This window comes from Streptomyces sp. NBC_01012 (assembly GCF_045162755.1).
GTDB lineage: Bacteria > Actinomycetota > Actinomycetes > Streptomycetales > Streptomycetaceae > Streptomyces.
Map to the genome: position 1 here is coordinate 1072108 of NZ_CP108688.1, position 16977 is coordinate 1089084.

Consider the following 16977-nt stretch of genomic DNA (forward strand, 5'->3'; position numbering starts at 1 on the left):
CTGATACCTCGTCAGTCCTCGTGGCCCAGAAGAAGATCGCGTTCGGTCCTGCCCCCTCCCGGGAGCTGGAGCACGGTGGCGACCGGCGGGTAGCCGGCGGCGATCACGGTGTACTCACCGGTCGAGAGGTCGACGAACCTGAACGCCCCGTCGGACCCGGTGGTGAGGGTGTCGACCACGTTGCCCGCCGCGTCGAGCAACGTGACCCTGGCGTCCTCGACGACCCGCCCGCCGGGGGCCCGTACGACGCCGCGCAGCACGGCGCCTCCGGCCAGCTCGATGTCCTGCCGGGTCTCCCTTGCGGCCTGCACGCTGACCGGGAGGGCGGCGGGGCGGAAGGCCGGGGCGCTGGCCGCCAGCGTGTATTCACCGGCCACCAACTCGCTGATGACGTAGGAGCCTTCGCGTCCGGTGCGGGTGGTCGCGACGACTTCGCCCCGTACGTCGGTGAGCGTGACCGCCGCGTCGCGGACGGGGGCGCCGTCCGGTGTGAGGACCGCGCCGGCCAGTCGTCCGGCACCGCCCAGGACCACGTCCAGTTCCACCGGCCGGTCGTTGACGGTGACGCTGACGGCCTGCGGCTGGTGCCCGCCGGCGGCGGCGATCAGCACATAGGCGCCCGCGGCGGGTGCGCTCAGCGCGTACCGCCCGTCGTCGCCGCTGGCACCCCGGCCGACCTGCCGCCCCTGCCCGTCGATGAGGGTGAGCGCGGCCCGTCCCACCTTCGTACCGTCGGGGTGCTGGACGCATCCGCAGACCGGGACCCCGGAGAGCGGGGCGGTCTGCGGAGGGCCCGGGTCGGTGCGGGCCGCGGGGATCGTGGAGGGCGCCGTGGCCGCGTCGGGGGCCGTCTGGGGGGTGTGGTGGGACACCAGCGGTTTCTCCTTGAGGAAGAAGGCGAGGAACAGGCCGAGCAGAAGCACCGGCACCAGGTAGAGGAAGATCCGCGGCATCGCGTCGGCGTACGCCTGGATGTAGGCGTCGCGCAGCGCCGGCTCCATGGTGTGGACCAGCTGCGGGGTGATCGACTCCGCGTCGGGCAGGTCGGCCCCGGAGGGCAGCCGCACCCCGAGCGCGTCTGCGAGCCGCCCCGCGAACAGGGTGCCGAAGATGGCGGCGCCCACGCTGCCGCCGATCTGGCGGAAGTAGTTGTGGGCGCTGGTGGCGGTGCCGAGGTCGGAGGGGCGTACGGAGTTCTGTACGGCCAGCACCAGGATGGACATGACGAGGCCGATCCCGATGCCCAGGACGGCCTGCCAGATGCCGTACTCCAGCGAGGAGGTGTCGGTGCCGAGGTGGGAGAGCAGCCACATGCCGACGGCCGAGACGGCTCCGCCCACCAGCGGGAAGACGCGGTAGCGGCCGGTGCGCGAGACCAGCTGTCCCGAGACGACGGAGGCGACGACGATTCCGCCCATCATGGGCAGCATCAGCAGCCCCGACTCGGTGGCGGACACGCCCTCGACCATCTGGAGATAGGTCGGCAGATAGCTGGCCGCCCCGAAGAGCGCGACCCCGATGACCGCGCCCACCAGCGAGGTGACGTTGAAGACCGAGTCGCGGAACAGACGCAGCGGGATGATGGGTTCGGCGGCCCGGCGCTCGACGACGAGGAAGAGCAGGGTCGTTCCGGCAGCCCCGCCGGCGAGCCCCAGGATGGTCCGCGAGCCCCAGGCGTACTCGGTGCCGCCCCAGCTGGTGAGCAGCACCAGACAGGTCGAGGCGACGGCCAGCAGCACCGCCCCGAGCACGTCGAGTCGCGGGCGTACGGCGGGTTTGGGCAGCTTCAGCACGAGCGCGATGACGGCGAGGGTGACGATGCCGAACGGCACGTTGATGTAGAAGCACCAGCGCCAGGAGGCATGGTCGGTGAAGAAGCCGCCGAGGAGCGGTCCCGCCACCGACGCGAGGCCGAAGACCGCCCCGATGAGGCCCATGTAGCGGCCCCGCTCCCTGGCCGGGACGATGTCGGCGATGATCGCCTGCACCCCGATCATGAGCCCGCCACCGCCGATGCCCTGGATGGCGCGGAAGGCGATGAGCTCGTCCATCGTGCGCGACCAGCCGGCGAGGGCGGAGCCGATGATGAAGACGATGATCGCGAACTGGAAGACGCCCTTGCGGCCGAAGAGATCGCCGAGCTTCCCGTAGAGCGGCAGTCCGATCGTGGAGGCCAGCAGATAGGCGGTGACCGCCCACGACATCTTGTCCAGGCCGTGCAGCTCACCGACGATCTTCGGCAGCGCGGTGGCGACGATCATCTGGTCGAGCGCCGCGAGCAGCAGGGTGAGCATCAGACCGAGGAACACCAGCCGGATCCGGCGGGGGCTGATCTCGTCCGGCGGTGCGGACGGCGCGGCGGCGGACGGTGGAGGGGGCGGCTCGGACTTCACCGCGACACCGGGTTCCACCCAGGTCCCGGGCACCCCGTACTCCGTGCCTCCCTGCTCGTCCTCCACCAGAGTGATCCCACCCACCACGTGCGCTCCCCTCGTCGCAGCTGCGCCGCCCATTTCTCGCATCAGGTGGCAAGGCAGGGCAAACGCGACCGGGCGCACGCAGGGCGCATCCAGAGGGCTTATGCGCCGGTGGGAGGCGCTACGGCGCACAACCGACCACCCCGGAAAACCACTCGTTCCGGTGAGGCCGGCGGCGCCGTCAACCGCAGGACAGGCGTTGTTACTTCTCGACCTCGGTGGCGAGGTTCTGCAGCAGTTCGTCGTAGATCCGGCCGAGGCCCTTGGGCGCGAAGGTCCGCTCGAAGAACCCTCCGACGCCACCGGCGCCGTCCCACACGGTCGTGACGACGGCCTTGGACTTCCCCTCACCCGCCGGGGTGACGATCCAGGTGGTGACCATCGACGAGTTGCGGTCCTTCTCCACCAGCTGCCCGTCGGTGGGCTCGGTGACCTCCAGCAGGCAGTCGCGGACCCGCTTGCTCGTGGCCTGGAGCTTCCAGTGGACCAGGGTGCCTTCGCCGTCTCCGCCCTCGCGCACCTCGTACTCGCTGAAGTGCCCGGTCAGCACCTTGCCCCGGACCTCCTTGTAGTCGGCCAGCGCATCGAACACCGCCTCCGCGTCCGCCGCGATGATCCGCTCTGTCGTGGCCTCGACCTGCGCCATGCCTGCTCCTCCAGCACTCGGTTGTTCGGGGTCCCGCTGAGCCAACCACCTCAGGTACGGCCGCTCAAAATCGGGGTCGGCGCTCCGCCGCGCACGATCAAGGGAACACATGTTCTATTCTCTGCGGAGTGCTACCAAGGAGGCGTTCATGCGCTGGGACAATCTGGCAGAGAACACCACAAAGCAGGGAAACGGCGCGCTCTTCGCCGCGGACGCGGTGACGACACGTACCTTCGACACCCCGGAATTCAGGGGCATCACCTTCCACGAGATCCGGGCCCGCTCGATCGTGAACCGCGTACCGGGGGCCTCCCGTATGCCGTTCGAATGGACGGTGAACCCGTACCGGGGGTGCACCCACGCCTGCGTGTACTGCTTCGCCCGCAGGACCCACAGCTATCTGGACCTGGACACGGGCCTCGGTTTCGACTCCCAGATCGTCGTCAAGGTCAACGCCGCCGAGCTGCTGAGCCGCCATCTGGGCTCCCGGCAGTGGCAGGGACAGCACATCGCGATGGGCACGAACGTCGACTGCTACCAGCGGGCCGAGGGCCGCTACCGGCTGATGCCCGGCATCATCACCGCCCTGCGCGACCACGCGAACCCCTTCTCCATCCTCACGAAGGGCACGCTGATCCTGCGTGACCTCGACCTGTTGCGGCAGGCGGCCGAGGTCACGGAGGTCGGGGTCTCCGTCTCCGTCGGGTTCACCGACCCCGAGCTGTGGCGCACGGTCGAGCCGGGCACCCCGTCCCCCGAGCGCCGCCTCGACGTGGTCCGCGCCATGACGGACAACGGGATCGGCTGCGGTGTGCTGATGGCCCCGGTCATCCCCTTCCTGGGCGACCACCCCGACCAGCTGCGCGCCACGGTCCGCGCCATCGCCGCCGCCGGGGCGACCTCGGTCACGCCGCTCGTGCTGCATCTGCGGCCCGGCGCCCGCGAGTGGTTCATGCAGTGGCTCGGACAGCACCATCCGCATCTGGTGCGGCGGTACGAGCGGATGTACGCGGACGGGGCGTACGCGCCGACCTGGTACCAGCGGGGCATCACCCGCCGCGTGCACGAGCTGGCGGCCGAGTACGGCATCGGCCCGGCGGACCGGGGCGGCGCCCGCCGCATCGCCCGCGCCGCGCCGGCCTCCCCCGGGCCCCCTGCGGATGACCACGCGTCAGGTCCCACACAGCTGACCCTGCTCTGATGGCCCGGCCCTGGTGACCCTGCTCTGACCGCACCGGTCTTCCGGCCCGAACGGGTCAACTCTCGACGCCGTCTGTCCTTCCGTACCCGGTTATGGGAAACATGCGGCGGGGGCTGTGCCACCCACAGCCGCATCGCCCGACCACGGGAGGCCGTATGACGAAACGTGCAGGAATTCTGGTCGCCGTCGGTGCCACGGTCGCGGGCCTGGTGACCGCAGCACCGTCCACCGCGTCCGCGCCGTCCACCACGCCCTCCGGCACAGGGGCCGCCGCCCCACCCGCCGTCACGCCGGTCAAGTGGACCGACTGCGCGACGAAGTCGTATCCGACCATGCAGTGCTCAACCGTCCGTGCGCCGCTCGACCATGAAAACCCGTCGGGCCGGCAGGTCACCCTGGCCCTGTCCCGGATCCCGCACACCGCGAAGACCTCGCAGGGCCCGCTGCTGGTCAACCCGGGCGGCCCCGGCGGCAGCGGGCTCTCCATGGCCGGCTTCGTGGCGTCCTCACTGCCGGAGAAGCTCGCCGCACAGTACGACGTGATCGGCTTCGACCCGCGCGGGGTCGGCAAGAGCAAGCCCGCCCTGGACTGCGTGCCGAAGTACTTCGACCCCGTACGCCCCGACAGCGTGCCGGACTCCTACGCGGCGGAAAAGGCCGCGCGCAACCGGGCCGCGTCCTTCGCCGCCGCGTGCGGGGAGAAGCACGGCGACCTGCTGCCGTACATGGACACCGTCAGCGCCGCGAAGGACCTGGACGTCATCCGCCGGGCCCTCGCCGCACCGCGGATCAACTACTTCGGTTACTCGTACGGCACCTACCTGGGCGCGGTCTACGCCAAGCTGTTCCCCGAGCACGTACGCCGCCTGGTGCTGGACTCGGTCGTCGACCCGGACGGCGTCTGGTACGAGGACAACCTCGGCCAGGACCACGCGTTCGACGCCCGCCACAAGGCCTTCGCCGCCTGGGTCGCGAAGAACGACACCACGTACAAGCTCGGCAGCGACCCGGCAGCGGTCGAAGCCGCGTGGTACCGGATGCGCGCCGCGGTGAAGAAGCACCCCGCGGCGGACAAGGTCGGACCGGCCGAGCTGGAGGACACGTTCCTGCCCGGCGGCTACTACAACGGCTACTGGCCCCTTCTCGCCGAGGCGTTCTCGGCCTACGTGAACGACAAGGACGAGAAGACGCTGGCCACCGCGTACGACGACCTCGCGGCCGTGGACAGCAGCGGCGACAACGGCTACTCCGTCTACGCCGCCGTGCAGTGCCGCGACGCGGCCTGGCCCAGGACCTGGAGCACCTGGCGCGACGACACCTGGCAGGCGCACCGCAAGGCGCCCTTCATGTCGTGGAACAACACCTGGTACAACGCCCCGTGCGCCACCTGGCCGGTGGAGCCGCTCGAACCCGTACAGGTCGACAACGACAGGATCCCGCCCGCCCTGGTCTTCCAGGCCACGGACGACGCGGCCACACCCTACGAGGGCGGCGTCACCATGAGCCGCCGCCTCAAGGGCTCCGGCTTCGTCGTCGAGCAGGGCGGCGGCAACCACGGCATCACCCTGAGCGGCAACGACTGCCTGGACGCCCACCTGGTGGACTACCTCACCGACGGCACCCTCCCGACGGGCGGCGACAACGGCGGCGCGGACGCGGTCTGCGACGCACAACCGGAACCGAAGCCCACCACCACGACGAAGGCGGCCACGAACACGAAGGGCAGGACGCTGCACGGCCTGCTCGGCTTCCACGGCTGACAAACACCGCGCCCCACGCCGGGGGCGTACGCCAGGATGGACAGCATGCCCCCACAATCCACCCCCGCGTACGCCCCCGGCGTGCACATCCGCGCCATGACCCCCGACGACTGCGCCATCGTGGCGGAGATCCGGGTACGCGGCTGGCAGCACGCCTACGCCGGGCTGATCCCGCAGGCGCATCTGGACGCGATGGACATCGCCCGGGAGGCCGAGCACCGGCGCGCACACCTGGCGACGGGCTCCGCCGCGATGAACCTGGTATCCATGGCCCCGGACACCACGGTGACCGGCTGGGCCTGCTACGGCCCGTCCCGCGACGAGGACGCACCGCCCGGCACCGCGGAGCTGTACGCGCTCTACGCCCACCCGGACCACATCGGCACAGGCACGGGACGCGCACTCCTGACCGAGGTGACCACGCGGGCCCGGGCGGACGGATTCACCGGGCTGTCCCTCTGGGTCCTGAAGGACAACACCCACGCCCGCCGCTTCTACGAACGCGCGGGCTTCCGCCCGGACGGCACGGAGGAGACCTCGGAGACGGGCGGAGCCATGGTGCCCGAGGTGCGGTACGTGTGTGTCATCCCGTCCCGGAATGACATGACCTCTGCCCCGCCCACCAGGTAGGTTCGCGACCATGCCAGGTCGCCTGCTCGAACTCCACGTGGAGAACTTCCGCAGTCTCCGCGACGTGACCGTCCCCCTCGGCCCCCACCGTCCTGGTGAGGCGGAACGGGGTCGGAAAACCCAACCCGCTGAAGGCTCTTCGACCTGGCAGCCGGTGGTCGGACCGTACTGCCCCAGCTCAACGGCATCGAGTTCACCATGGTCTGACCCGCACGCTGGCCCTGACCACGCACGAAGTGCACGCCATCGTTGGAGTCCGGTGACCAGCCACTCGGCAAACTGATCTTCTCCGGCGTGCGCGGAGACGACCTGACCGGTGGTGAACTGTGAGCCGCAGACACCGCTCACCCTTGGCAGGGCCGAGGCGTCATCGTGCTCGCGGGAGAGGAGGCCGCCAACGACTGCGACATCCTGGCGTCGATCATTTGCCAGGAGACTGCCCGCCGACCACGCGACGCCTGTTGAACACCGCCAGGCGCCCGTACTCGGCACGTGTCACGGCTTCGGGACTTGACGGCAGCGCATCCAGGCCGGCATCGACCGCGACGCTGTCCGGAAAGGGCTCGGACGGCCAGGTACGTCCAAGCACGAGCGAGTCCCAGGCGTCACGGGAGCTGCGTCCCATCCGGTCGAGGACGAACCCCCGGCAGTCATCACGGAACTCGTCCAAGGCCCTCACCAGAGCGGCAACCACCTGCTCACGCTCCGGCTCCTGCAGGTGCGCGATGTCGTAAGCCACCGCCGTTGTGGTGTCGTCGAGTCGACGTACCTGAACGATCGTGTAGGTGTCGGTAGCGAACCACAGGTGGAATTCGAATTCGCCGTCACCAGGGCCGGCCAACGCCACGGCCATACCCTGCACGTCATGCACGGGCAGGGGGCCCGAACCGCCCGTACCCGTACGGGCGAGGAACATCTCGTCGGTGAGCCGATGGCGGGTGTTCAGTCCAGCCGATTCCAGCGCTCTCAGCAATCGACCCCAACTCTGCGAAGTCAGATCCGACAGGTACCAGGAAAAGAACCCTCCCCCGCCTTCCTCGCGGTTCGCCCCTTTGTTGAACGCAAAGGGGCCAAACAATTCATCCACAATCTCCCTGTATCGCGCAGGCGGAACTACGGGAGGCGCGTAATTCGCGGAACGGACATCCGCCAGAAAACCTGGCGGCAGTTCCACATGATATCGCTTGATGTAGTACTGGAGCTCAAGGGGCCAGACCCATGCACCATCGGTAATTAGCGATCCTGCCCCACCGACCCACTCGTCGCCCGAAATCACATCGCGATCCGCCCCCATCGTGGTGTAAATTTCACGGCACGACGACATGTATTCCAGAGTCTGCGCCTCGTCGAACAGGCCGTAAGGCCGAACGTCGTCATGAATGGACGGAGCCGATCCCCCCAGATTCTGAGGATTGAACTCTCCATAGAAACCGATTCGCCTGGTCATTGCACCTCCACTATCCGTCTACGTTACTTGGCCATCGGCAGGTACGTACGCCAGTACCCACCATCGCCGATCACGGGCGTCTGCCCCATGCCATTCTCAGCAGAGGTTCCTACTTTGTTGGTCGGAGCCGTCACAGGCACTCCCAAGTCGTTGGCCACACTCTGAGCGAGCGGAAGCTCCACGGAGTTCGGTGCAGCATAACCGGAGTGGCACGAGATCAGACGCACGGGGCCACCATCATAATTCGGATTACTCCGGATAGCGTCCGCAATATGAGCCGGGTGGACCTCGAAATCCATGAGGGTCTTTCCTGAACTATTGACTCGCCCGGGCAAAAACACACCCGTGTTCGTACCATGGACGATGACATCATGCTTCCCGGGAACGCGGGCGACACGTTTCGCATTAGCCAACGTTTTCGTGTCGTATCCGATGACTGTGGTCCGATTTCCGAAATAAACAGGGTCTCCGGATATGAGCGCATGATCGCCCGCCACCCTAGGTGGAACGTGAACTTTCGAATTCTCGCTGCGCAACAGATCCCAGGTGCGCCTTTTCCCCATTTCGTCGAGCACAAAAGGGGTTCGCCCGACTCCTGCGAGGTTCGGGTTCGCGATTCCGATGGGGATGTTCTGCCCGAAAAGGTTGGAGAAGCTACCCGCTTCACCGGCGGCACGTGTCACACCGGCAGCGCCACCGAACGCGCCACCGAACGCGCCACCGTAGATGCCCGCCTGTTCCACCGAGTCGAGACTCAGGCCACCCTGAAGGCCGGTGGCCATCCTGAGTGGCTGGGCGACCGCGAGGTCGACAGTGATGCCCTCGACGGCGCCGAAGGCAATACCGGTCAACGTGGTCGCGGCGATGGTGGCGACAGTGGTCGACACCGTGACGCCGAGCCCTGCGGCGACTTCGATGATGGCCGCGGACGCCGCCGCGGACGCCGCGGCGGAAGCACCGAAGGTGAATACCGCGAGCCCCATGCCCGCGGCGATGACTGCGGCTCCGATACCGATCTCGGTCCACAGACGCTCGATCGCTTCATCGACGGCGTCGGCGAATTCTTCGAGTGCCTTCGCCATGGCCCGGGCCGCTGTGGCCGTGTCGTCCAGCCACCCGACGCCCTCACTCTTGTGATAGCGGCTCCAGAAGACCCGGAACGCGTCGACCGCCTCACCCTGATTATGGAGAACTATGGCACCGGCTTTGCCGTTGACCGGCCCGATGACGTCGTCCACCGCGTCCGCGAACGTCCGCCACGCCTTCGCAGCCGATCGCAGACTGCCCGAGTTCGCGTCCGGCCACCACATGCCGGCCTTAATGAGGAGGTCCTTGGTTATGTCCTCAACGTTCACTCGACGCCCTTACCTCCGTCGGCTCCGGGCACCCGAACCTTGGTGAACATGCCCTCGATGAGCTCCTCATCGTCCACATAGCCATCGGACATGTCGGTCATGGCAGCGTGGATACTCCTCAGCCCGAGCACCAGGATACCGACGCCCTTCTCGAGCTCCTTACGCTTCAGCGAGTATGCGTCCCCGAACTCCTGGCCCTGTTCATCCTCCCCCCAAGGCGAACCCAGCACAGCCAGGGACTCCTTGAGCGCCTTCGCCGCATCACCGAGCGCCTTCCCTTGCTCCTCAAACGTCGGCGCCGCTTCTTTCAAGTCCTGGGTCGAGATGTTGAGAACCTTGCCCGTGTCGCCCATCTTGTTCTCCTCGCAGAGCAGTTCAGGAAGCCATAACCGTACTGGTTCGTCGGCGGACGACACCTGGCAGAAAGGACGGGACCCGCCGGCATGGTCTCCATGGATCACGATCTTTGCGTTGGAGGCAGAATCTGCTGCCCAATCACTTCGGGGATGGGGTGGGTCCTCCGCGATGGTCGCCCCTGAGGTCACTTCTCCGTCGTGCGACCGTGAAGGCAGTACGGATGTCGATGCGGCCGGTGGGACTGACGCTGATCCCGGAGCAGACAGTAGTGGTGGCGCAGGTGGCGTTCCCGGAGGCGAGTCCCGCGATACGGGCGCGAGACCGCCTCTCGGAGGTCTTCGCCGATGAGCCGTTCGCCGTGGCGTTCGGGGCGCCGGGCCTGTCGCCTGGAGCATTGTCGCTGTGGCGGTGTTGCAGTTCGCCGAGGACCTCACCGATCGGCAGGTCGCGGCGATGGCGGTGCGGGCCGTCGGCTGGAAGTACGCGCTCGGGTCGGAGCTCACCGACACTGGCTTCGATGCCAGCGCGCTCAGCACGTTCAGGGCCCGGCTCGCGGACAACGGCGTGGAGCGGGCGGTCCTCGACCCGCTCTTCGAGCACTGCGAGGATGCCGGCCTGGAAATGGCCGGGGCAAGCAGCGCACCGACTCCACCCATGTGATCAGCGCGGTGCGGGACTTGAATCGCCTGGAGCGGACCGGCGAGAGCGTGCGCGCCACCCCGGAGACCCTCGCGGTCGCGGCTCCTCTCTTCGCGGTGCGGGCAACGTCCACAACGGAGGCGTGATCTTTGCCCCTGCGCAGGGACCACCAGGTGTGCCCCCCTCACCCCTCCCCCAGCCGGCCCAGCGCCTCCGCTGCCGCCTCTCCCAGACGGGGGTGTGGCAGGGCCGCCTTCAGGGCTGGGCGGGCCCGGTTGTCGCCCAGGCTTCCCAGGCCTTCCACGCAGGCCAGCGCCACGCGCCAGTGCGGTTCCTCCCCGGGGCGCAGCAGTCGGTGCAGGGTGGTGATCAGGGTGGGTACCGATTCGGGGGCGCGCAGGGCGGTCAGGAGACGGATCGGGTGCAGGGCGTAGGCCGTGCGCAGGGTGTTGGTGGCGAGTGCGGCTGCCGCGCGGGGGGTTCTGGGGTCGCCGAGGAGGCGGAGGGCGTGTGCGGCGGAGACGCAGCGTTCGGGGTCCCGGTGGTTGAGGAGGAGGACCAGCGCCTCGAAGGCCCGGCGGTCGCCCCGGCAGCCGAGGCGGTACGCCGCGATCTCGCGGGCCCACAGGGGGCGTTGGCCTTCCACGAGGACTCCGGCCAGTTCCTCGTCGTCCTCCGTGACGAGCAGCCGGTGGAAGGCCTCCGGTTCACCGGCCTCGCGCCCGAGCCGGTCTGTCAGTGAGCGGAACTCCTCGTCCATGACGCTGAGTTTAGGGTGATGAACGCACTGTGGTTGACGAACTGTGTGCCAGTGCACAGCCCGCCAGGGCTGGCGCGCTCGTTACTCGCCGGTTAAGCTCAGGTGAGCGGGACACACTCCCCGCCGGCTCCGGTGGCCTGGTGACGCAGCCACCCGGAGTGCTTGTCGGTTCGGCAGTTCGTGAGACGTGGCTCCGGGACAGAGCCCGTCACCTTTCCCCCGGTGCGCCCCGCGCGACCGGAACCGTGCACCACGACGCGTCTTGCTCCGCACGTTCGCTCCGCACGTTCGCTTCGCACGTTTGCTCCCCACGCTTGCTCCGCACGCCGAGCGCCGGCCGCCTCACGGCCCTGCGCGCCACCGTGTCGCCCCTCAGTCGTCACTCACCCTGGAGTCCCGTGATGGACACCCCGCTCACCACCATCGCCGTCGTCGGCCTCGGCACGATGGGCACCGGCATCGCCGAGGTCCTGGCCCGTGCGGGCCGCGAGGTCGTCGGTATCGACATCAGTGAGGCCGCCGCACGGCAGGCCGTCGCCTCCCTGGAGGCCTCCACCGCCCGCTCCGTGACCCGTGAGCGGATCACGGAGCGGGAGCGGAGCGACATCCTCGCCCGTTTCCGTACGTTCTCCGATCTGCGGGCCGCCGCGGAGGCCGAGCTGGTCATCGAGGTCGTGCCGGAGACGTACGAGATCAAGCAGCAGGTCTTCCGGGAGCTGGACGAGGTGGTCTCCCCCACCGCGATCCTGGCGACGGGCACGAACGCCCTGTCCGTGACCCGGCTGGCCGCGGAGTCGCAGCGCCCCGAGCGCGTCCTCGGCCTGCACTTCTTCAACCCGGCCCCCGCCATGAAGCTCGTCGAGGTGGTCTCCTCCGTGCTGACCGCCCCGCCCGCCGTGGAGAGCGTCACCCGGCTCGCCCATGAGCTGGGCAAGGAGCCGGTCGCGGTCGGCGACCGCCCGGGGTTCGTCGCGGACGGTCTGCTGTTCGGCTATCTCAACCAGGCCGCCGCGATGTACGAGGCGAACTACGCCTCCCGTGAGGACATCGACGCCGCCATGAAGCTGGGCTGCGGACTGCCGATGGGCCCCCTGGCGCTGCTCGACCTGATCGGCATCGACACGGCCCGCACGGTCCTTGAGGCCATGTACGCGGCGTCCCACGACCGGCTGCACGCACCGGCGCCGGTCCTCGGGCAGCTCAGCGAGGCCGGGCTGACCGGCCGGAAGGCGGGCCGTGGCTTCTACACGTACGACGCCCCCGGCGGCCAGACGGTGGTCCCGGACGCCCTGACGCCGACGGGGAGCGCGGGCGCGGAAACCGGGCGCACCGTGTCGTCGGTCGGCGTGGCCGGGTCAGGGACCATGGCCTCGGGCATCGCGGAGGTCTTCGCGAAGGCCGGGTACGCCGTGGTGCTCGCCGCGCGCAGCCAGGAGAAGGCGGACACGGCCAAGGCCCGGATCGCGAAGTCGCTGGGGCGTTCGGTCGCCAAGGGCCGGCTCACCGAGGAGGCGCGGGACGAGACACTCGCGCGTATCACCCCTGCGGGCTCGCTGGACTCCTTCGCCGACGTCGATCTCGCGGTGGAGGCGGTCGCCGAGGACCTGGAGATCAAGCGGGAGCTGTTCCAGACCCTGGACAAGGTCTGCAAGCCGGGTGCGGTGCTCGCGACCACCACCTCGTCACTGCCGGTCGTGGCGGTCGCCCGGGTGACCTCGCGCCCCGAGGACGTCATCGGGATGCACTTCTTCAATCCGGCGCCCGCGATGAAGCTGGTCGAGGTGGTCCGCACAGTGCTGACCTCCGACGAGGTGCACGCCACGGTCCGCGAGGTCTGCGTGAAGGTGCGCAAGCACCCGGTCGACTGCGGTGACCGGGCCGGCTTCATCGTGAACGCCCTGCTGTTCCCCTACCTCAACAACGCGATCAAGATGGTCGAGGAGCACTACGCGACGCTCGACGACATCGACGCGGCGATGAAGCTGGGCGGCGGCTACCCGATGGGGCCCTTCGAGCTCCTGGACGTCGTCGGCCTGGATGTGTCCCTGGCCATCGAGAAGGTTCTGCACGGCGAGTTCCGCGACCCGGGCCTCGCCCCGGCGCCGCTGCTGGAGCATCTGGTGGCCGCCGGCTGCCTCGGCAGGAAGACGGGGCGCGGCTTCCGCGAATATGCCCGCCGCTGAGCGCGGGGCCGTGTGGGGTGAGTGGGGCGGGTTGCTGGGGCGGTCGGGCGGCCCGCCCCCACAGGCGCGCCCGGCCACACCGATGGGTTACGTTCACCTCATGTCCCAACCCGCCAAGTCCCCTCGTACCTCCGCCTCGACGGATGCCCCGGAGAGTGCCGCGGGCACCCGGGCCGCCGCGCAGCGGCTCAAAATGCGCCGCGAACTGGCCGCGGCGGCCATGGAACTGTTCGCCACGAAGGGGTACGAGGCGACGACGGTCGACGAGATCGCGGGGGCCGCCGGGGTCGCCCGGCGCACCTTCTTCCGCCACTTCCGCTCCAAGGAAGAGGCCATCTTCCCGGACCACGACGACACCCTCGTCAGGGCCGAGGCCGTCCTCAACGCCGCCCCCGCGCACGAGCACCCGCTCGACACGGTGTGCCGCGGCATCAAGGAGGTCATGAAGATGTACGCGGCGAAGCCCGCGGTCTCCGTGGCCCGCTACCAGCTGACCCGTGAGGTGCCCACGCTCCGGGAGGCGGAGATCGCCTCGGTGGCGCGCTACGAGCGGCTGTTCACGCGCTATCTGCTGGGCCATTTCGATGAGCGCGACCACCAGGTGGGCAATGACGACCCGCTGCTCGCCGAGGTCGCCGCGTCCGCCGTGGTGACCGCGCACAACCATGTGCTGCGGCGGTGGCTGCGCGCGGACGGCCAGGGTGATGTGGAGTCGCAGCTCGACCACGCGTTCGCGATCGTACGGAGGACCTTCGGCACGGGGATCGGGGCGGGGCGGACCCTGGGGGCCGAGCCCGGGAACGCCTCCGCGGCTTCGGTGTCGAGGGAGGGCGAGGTGCTGGTCGCCGTGGCCCGTACCGACGCGCCGCTCGACGAGGTCATGCGCACGATCCAGCAGGCACTCAAGGAGCACTGAGCGGCGGGGCCCGCGGTGCGCGCGTGAAACCCGGTGGCCCGGCGGGGGCCGGGGTGCTCGGATGCGTCCATGGAACCCGATGAGATGCTGGCGCTCTTCGATCACGAGATGCGCGAACACGCACGCCCCGACGGCCCCGGCGTACGGATCGAGCGCACGCCCGACCTCGTCCGCCAGGTCGGCTCCGCCGACGACTGGAACGGAGTCGTGTGGACCGCCCCCGATCTCGGCCCCGCACGGGCCGAAGCGGCCATCGCGGCGCAGGTGGAGCACTACACGGCCCTCGGGCACCACGAGTTCGAGTGGAAGCTGTACTCCCACGACCGGCCCGCCGACCTGGGCGGGAGGCTGCGGGCTGCGGGCTTCGTGGCGGAGCCACCGGAGACGCTGCTCGTCGCGCCGGTCGCCGATCAGCGCACCACGGTGGAGCTTCCCGCCGGCGTGGAGCTCCACGAGGTGTCCGACGCAGGCGGGGTGGAGCTGATGCTCCAGGCACACGAGCGGGCCTTCGGCACCGACAGCTCGTGGCTGCGCAGGCAGTCACTGGCGCGGCTCGCAGATGCCCCTGACACGTTCGTCGCGGTCGTCGCCCTCGCGGACGGCGAACCGGTCAGCTCGGCCCGGATGGAGATGTACCCCGGGACCGGCTTCGCGGGCCTCTGGGGCGGCGGAACAGCGGTCGAGTGGCGCGGCAGGGGCATCTACCGGGCGCTGATCGCCCACCGGGCCCGTGTGGCCGCGGAGCGTGGCTACCGCGTCCTCCAGGTCGACGCGACGGACGATTCCGCCCCGATCCTCCGGCGCCTCGGCTTCACGGCGCTCGGCACGACGACGCCGTACGTGTACCGCACCGCGCCGTAGCACCGGCAAAAGGCGGACCAATGACGCATACCAACCATGATGTTGCTCATGCGTGCCACCGAGATGACAACTGAGAGAAATTGTTGGCACTGGGTGCCTTGTCACCTGTCACGCAGTGCCATACGTTGAAGGTGTCCGGGCGGCCGGCGTGCAGAGATCACTCGTACGCCGGCTGTCCCCGGGGACCACGTGTCCACGCGCCCGGACGCCTGCGTCACAGGCAAACCCCTTCTGCTCCACCGAGCAGGCACAGAGCACCACCCGCCGAACCGACGGCACACCTCCACACCGCACAGCTCCCCTGACCACAGGGGTCCTCCGAGCGTTTCCCTCGACGCCGGAGACCCGATCTGCCGGAGGCAACACCGTGAAGGAAATCCTGGACGCGATCCAATCGCAGGACAGTACGGCCGCGGACTTCGCGGCTCTGCCCATCCCCGAGTCGTACCGCGCGGTGACCGTGCACAAGGACGAGGCGGAGATGTTCGCCGGCGTCGAGAGCCGCGACAAGGACCCCCGCAAGTCCCTGCACATCGAGGACGTGCCGGTGCCCGAGCTCGGCCCGGGCGAGGCCCTGGTCGCGGTCATGGCCAGCTCGGTGAACTACAACTCCGTCTGGACCTCGATCTTCGAGCCCGTCTCGACCTTCGGCTTCCTGGAGCGCTACGGCAAGCTGAGCGACCTCAGCAAGCGCCACGACCTGCCGTACCACGTCATCGGATCCGACCTCGCGGGCGTCGTCCTGCGCACCGGACCCGGCGTCAACGCCTGGGCCCCGGGTGACGAAGTCGTCGCGCACTGCCTCTCGGTGGAGCTGGAGTCCTCCGACGGCCACAACGACACGATGCTCGACCCCGAGCAGCGCATCTGGGGCTTCGAGACCAACTTCGGCGGCCTGGCAGAGCTCGCACTGGTCAAGTCCAACCAGCTGATGCCGAAGCCCGGACACCTCAGCTGGGAGGAGGCCGCGGCTCCCGGCCTGGTCAACTCCACGGCGTACCGCCAGCTCGTCTCGCAGAACGGCGCCGGCATGAAGCAGGGCGACAACGTGCTGATCTGGGGCGCCAGCGGCGGACTCGGCTCCTACGCCACACAGTTCGCCCTGGCCGGCGGCGCCAATCCGATCTGTGTCGTCTCCAGCGACCAGAAGGCGGAGATCTGCCGGAAGATGGGCGCCACCGCGATCATCGACCGCAACGCCGAGGGCTACAGGTTCTGGAAGGACGAGAACCACCAGGACCCCCGCGAGTGGAAGCGGTTCGGCAAGCGCATCCGCGAGCTGACCGGCGGCGAGGACGTGGACATCGTCTTCGAGCACCCGGGCCGCGAGACCTTCGGCGCGAGCGTGTACGTGACCCGCAAGGGCGGCACGATCGTCACCTGTGCCTCGACCTCGGGCTACACCCACGAGTACGACAACCGCTACCTGTGGATGTCGCTGAAGCGGATCGTCGGCTCGCACTTCGCCAACTACCGCGAGGCGTGGGAGGCGAACCGGCTCATCGCGAAGGGCAAGATCCACCCGACCCTGTCGAAGGTGTACTCCCTCGACGACACCGGGCAGGCCGCCTACGACGTGCACCGCAATCTGCACCAGGGCAAGGTCGGTGTGCTCGCGCTGGCCCCCCGTGAGGGCCTGGGCGTGCGCGACACGGAGCTCCGCGAGCAGCACGTCGACGCCATCAACCTGTTCCGTGACACCCAGGCGGAGCAGGCCGTCCCGTCCAGCAGGAACGTCTGAGGTC

General features: G+C 69.1%; 14 protein-coding genes and 1 pseudogene. 9 read left to right on the top strand and 6 right to left on the bottom strand.

Annotation, left to right across the window (positions count from 1 at the left end):
* Positions 1-11 precede the first annotated feature (11 nt).
* Entirely contained in the window at positions 12-2480 is a 2469-nt protein-coding gene (locus OG623_RS04535) for an MFS transporter (RefSeq protein WP_406144487.1), read from the bottom strand.
* Positions 2481-2679: 199 nt separating this feature from the next.
* Positions 2680-3123 (bottom strand): SRPBCC family protein, encoded by a 444-nt coding sequence (locus OG623_RS04540; protein WP_406144489.1) that lies wholly within the window; start codon positions 3121-3123, stop codon positions 2680-2682.
* 148 nt (positions 3124-3271) lie between these two features.
* On the opposite strand from OG623_RS04540, the gene OG623_RS04545 reads away from it, so the two are divergent.
* From OG623_RS04545 to OG623_RS04560, 4 genes and pseudogenes are all read left to right on the top strand, one after another.
* Positions 3272-4324, top strand: a complete 1053-nt coding sequence (locus OG623_RS04545) for an Rv2578c family radical SAM protein (protein ID WP_406144491.1) — start codon at positions 3272-3274, stop codon at positions 4322-4324.
* A 155-nt stretch (positions 4325-4479) separates the two neighbouring features.
* Positions 4480-6084, top strand: coding sequence for an alpha/beta hydrolase (locus tag OG623_RS04550; protein WP_406144493.1), 1605 nt, complete (start codon positions 4480-4482; stop codon positions 6082-6084).
* Positions 6085-6129: 45 nt separating this feature from the next.
* Positions 6130-6714 carry a GNAT family N-acetyltransferase gene (locus OG623_RS04555; RefSeq protein ID WP_406144494.1) on the top strand — a complete coding sequence of 195 codons (585 nt, stop codon included), beginning with the start codon at positions 6130-6132 and terminating at the stop codon, positions 6712-6714.
* A 10-nt stretch (positions 6715-6724) separates the two neighbouring features.
* A pseudogene (locus OG623_RS04560) lies at positions 6725-6848 on the top strand (AAA family ATPase); the annotation flags it as partial.
* Positions 6849-7135: 287 nt separating this feature from the next.
* Here the strand turns inward: OG623_RS04560 and OG623_RS04565 are convergent.
* The 3 genes from OG623_RS04565 to OG623_RS04575 are packed head-to-tail and all read right to left on the bottom strand — an operon-like array spanning position 7136 to position 9869.
* A complete protein-coding gene (locus OG623_RS04565) occupies positions 7136-8161 on the bottom strand; it encodes a hypothetical protein (protein WP_406144496.1) in 1026 nt (341 codons plus the stop codon).
* A gap of 23 nt (positions 8162-8184) precedes the next feature.
* Complete coding sequence (locus OG623_RS04570; RefSeq protein WP_406144498.1) at positions 8185-9516, bottom strand: hypothetical protein; 1332 nt, start codon at positions 9514-9516, stop codon at positions 8185-8187.
* Positions 9513-9869 carry a hypothetical protein gene (locus OG623_RS04575; protein ID WP_406144499.1) on the bottom strand — a complete coding sequence of 119 codons (357 nt, stop codon included), beginning with the start codon at positions 9867-9869 and terminating at the stop codon, positions 9513-9515. Before OG623_RS04575 ends, OG623_RS04570 begins: the two co-directional genes overlap by 4 nt.
* Before the next feature lie 406 nt (positions 9870-10275).
* On the opposite strand from OG623_RS04575, the gene OG623_RS04580 reads away from it, so the two are divergent.
* Positions 10276-10533, top strand: a complete 258-nt coding sequence (locus OG623_RS04580) for a transposase (RefSeq protein WP_406144500.1) — start codon at positions 10276-10278, stop codon at positions 10531-10533.
* Positions 10534-10696: 163 nt separating this feature from the next.
* Here the strand turns inward: OG623_RS04580 and OG623_RS04585 are convergent, their stop codons facing one another.
* Entirely contained in the window at positions 10697-11272 is a 576-nt protein-coding gene (locus tag OG623_RS04585) for an adenylosuccinate lyase (protein WP_406144502.1), read from the bottom strand.
* Between the two features lie 401 nt (positions 11273-11673).
* On the opposite strand from OG623_RS04585, the gene OG623_RS04590 reads away from it, so the two are divergent.
* From OG623_RS04590 to ccrA, 4 genes are all read left to right on the top strand, one after another.
* Positions 11674-13455: a 3-hydroxyacyl-CoA dehydrogenase family protein gene (locus OG623_RS04590; RefSeq protein ID WP_406151672.1), complete on the top strand. Its 1782-nt coding sequence runs from the start codon at positions 11674-11676 to the stop codon at positions 13453-13455.
* A gap of 100 nt (positions 13456-13555) precedes the next feature.
* Positions 13556-14371, top strand: coding sequence for a TetR family transcriptional regulator (locus OG623_RS04595; RefSeq protein WP_406144504.1), 816 nt, complete (start codon positions 13556-13558; stop codon positions 14369-14371).
* A 69-nt stretch (positions 14372-14440) separates the two neighbouring features.
* A complete protein-coding gene (locus tag OG623_RS04600) occupies positions 14441-15232 on the top strand; it encodes a GNAT family N-acetyltransferase (RefSeq protein WP_406144505.1) in 792 nt (263 codons plus the stop codon).
* A 367-nt stretch (positions 15233-15599) separates the two neighbouring features.
* On the top strand, positions 15600-16973 hold the full coding sequence (ccrA, locus tag OG623_RS04605; protein ID WP_406144507.1) for a crotonyl-CoA carboxylase/reductase: 1374 nt from the start codon (positions 15600-15602) through the stop codon (positions 16971-16973).
* Positions 16974-16977: the final 4 nt, after the last annotated feature.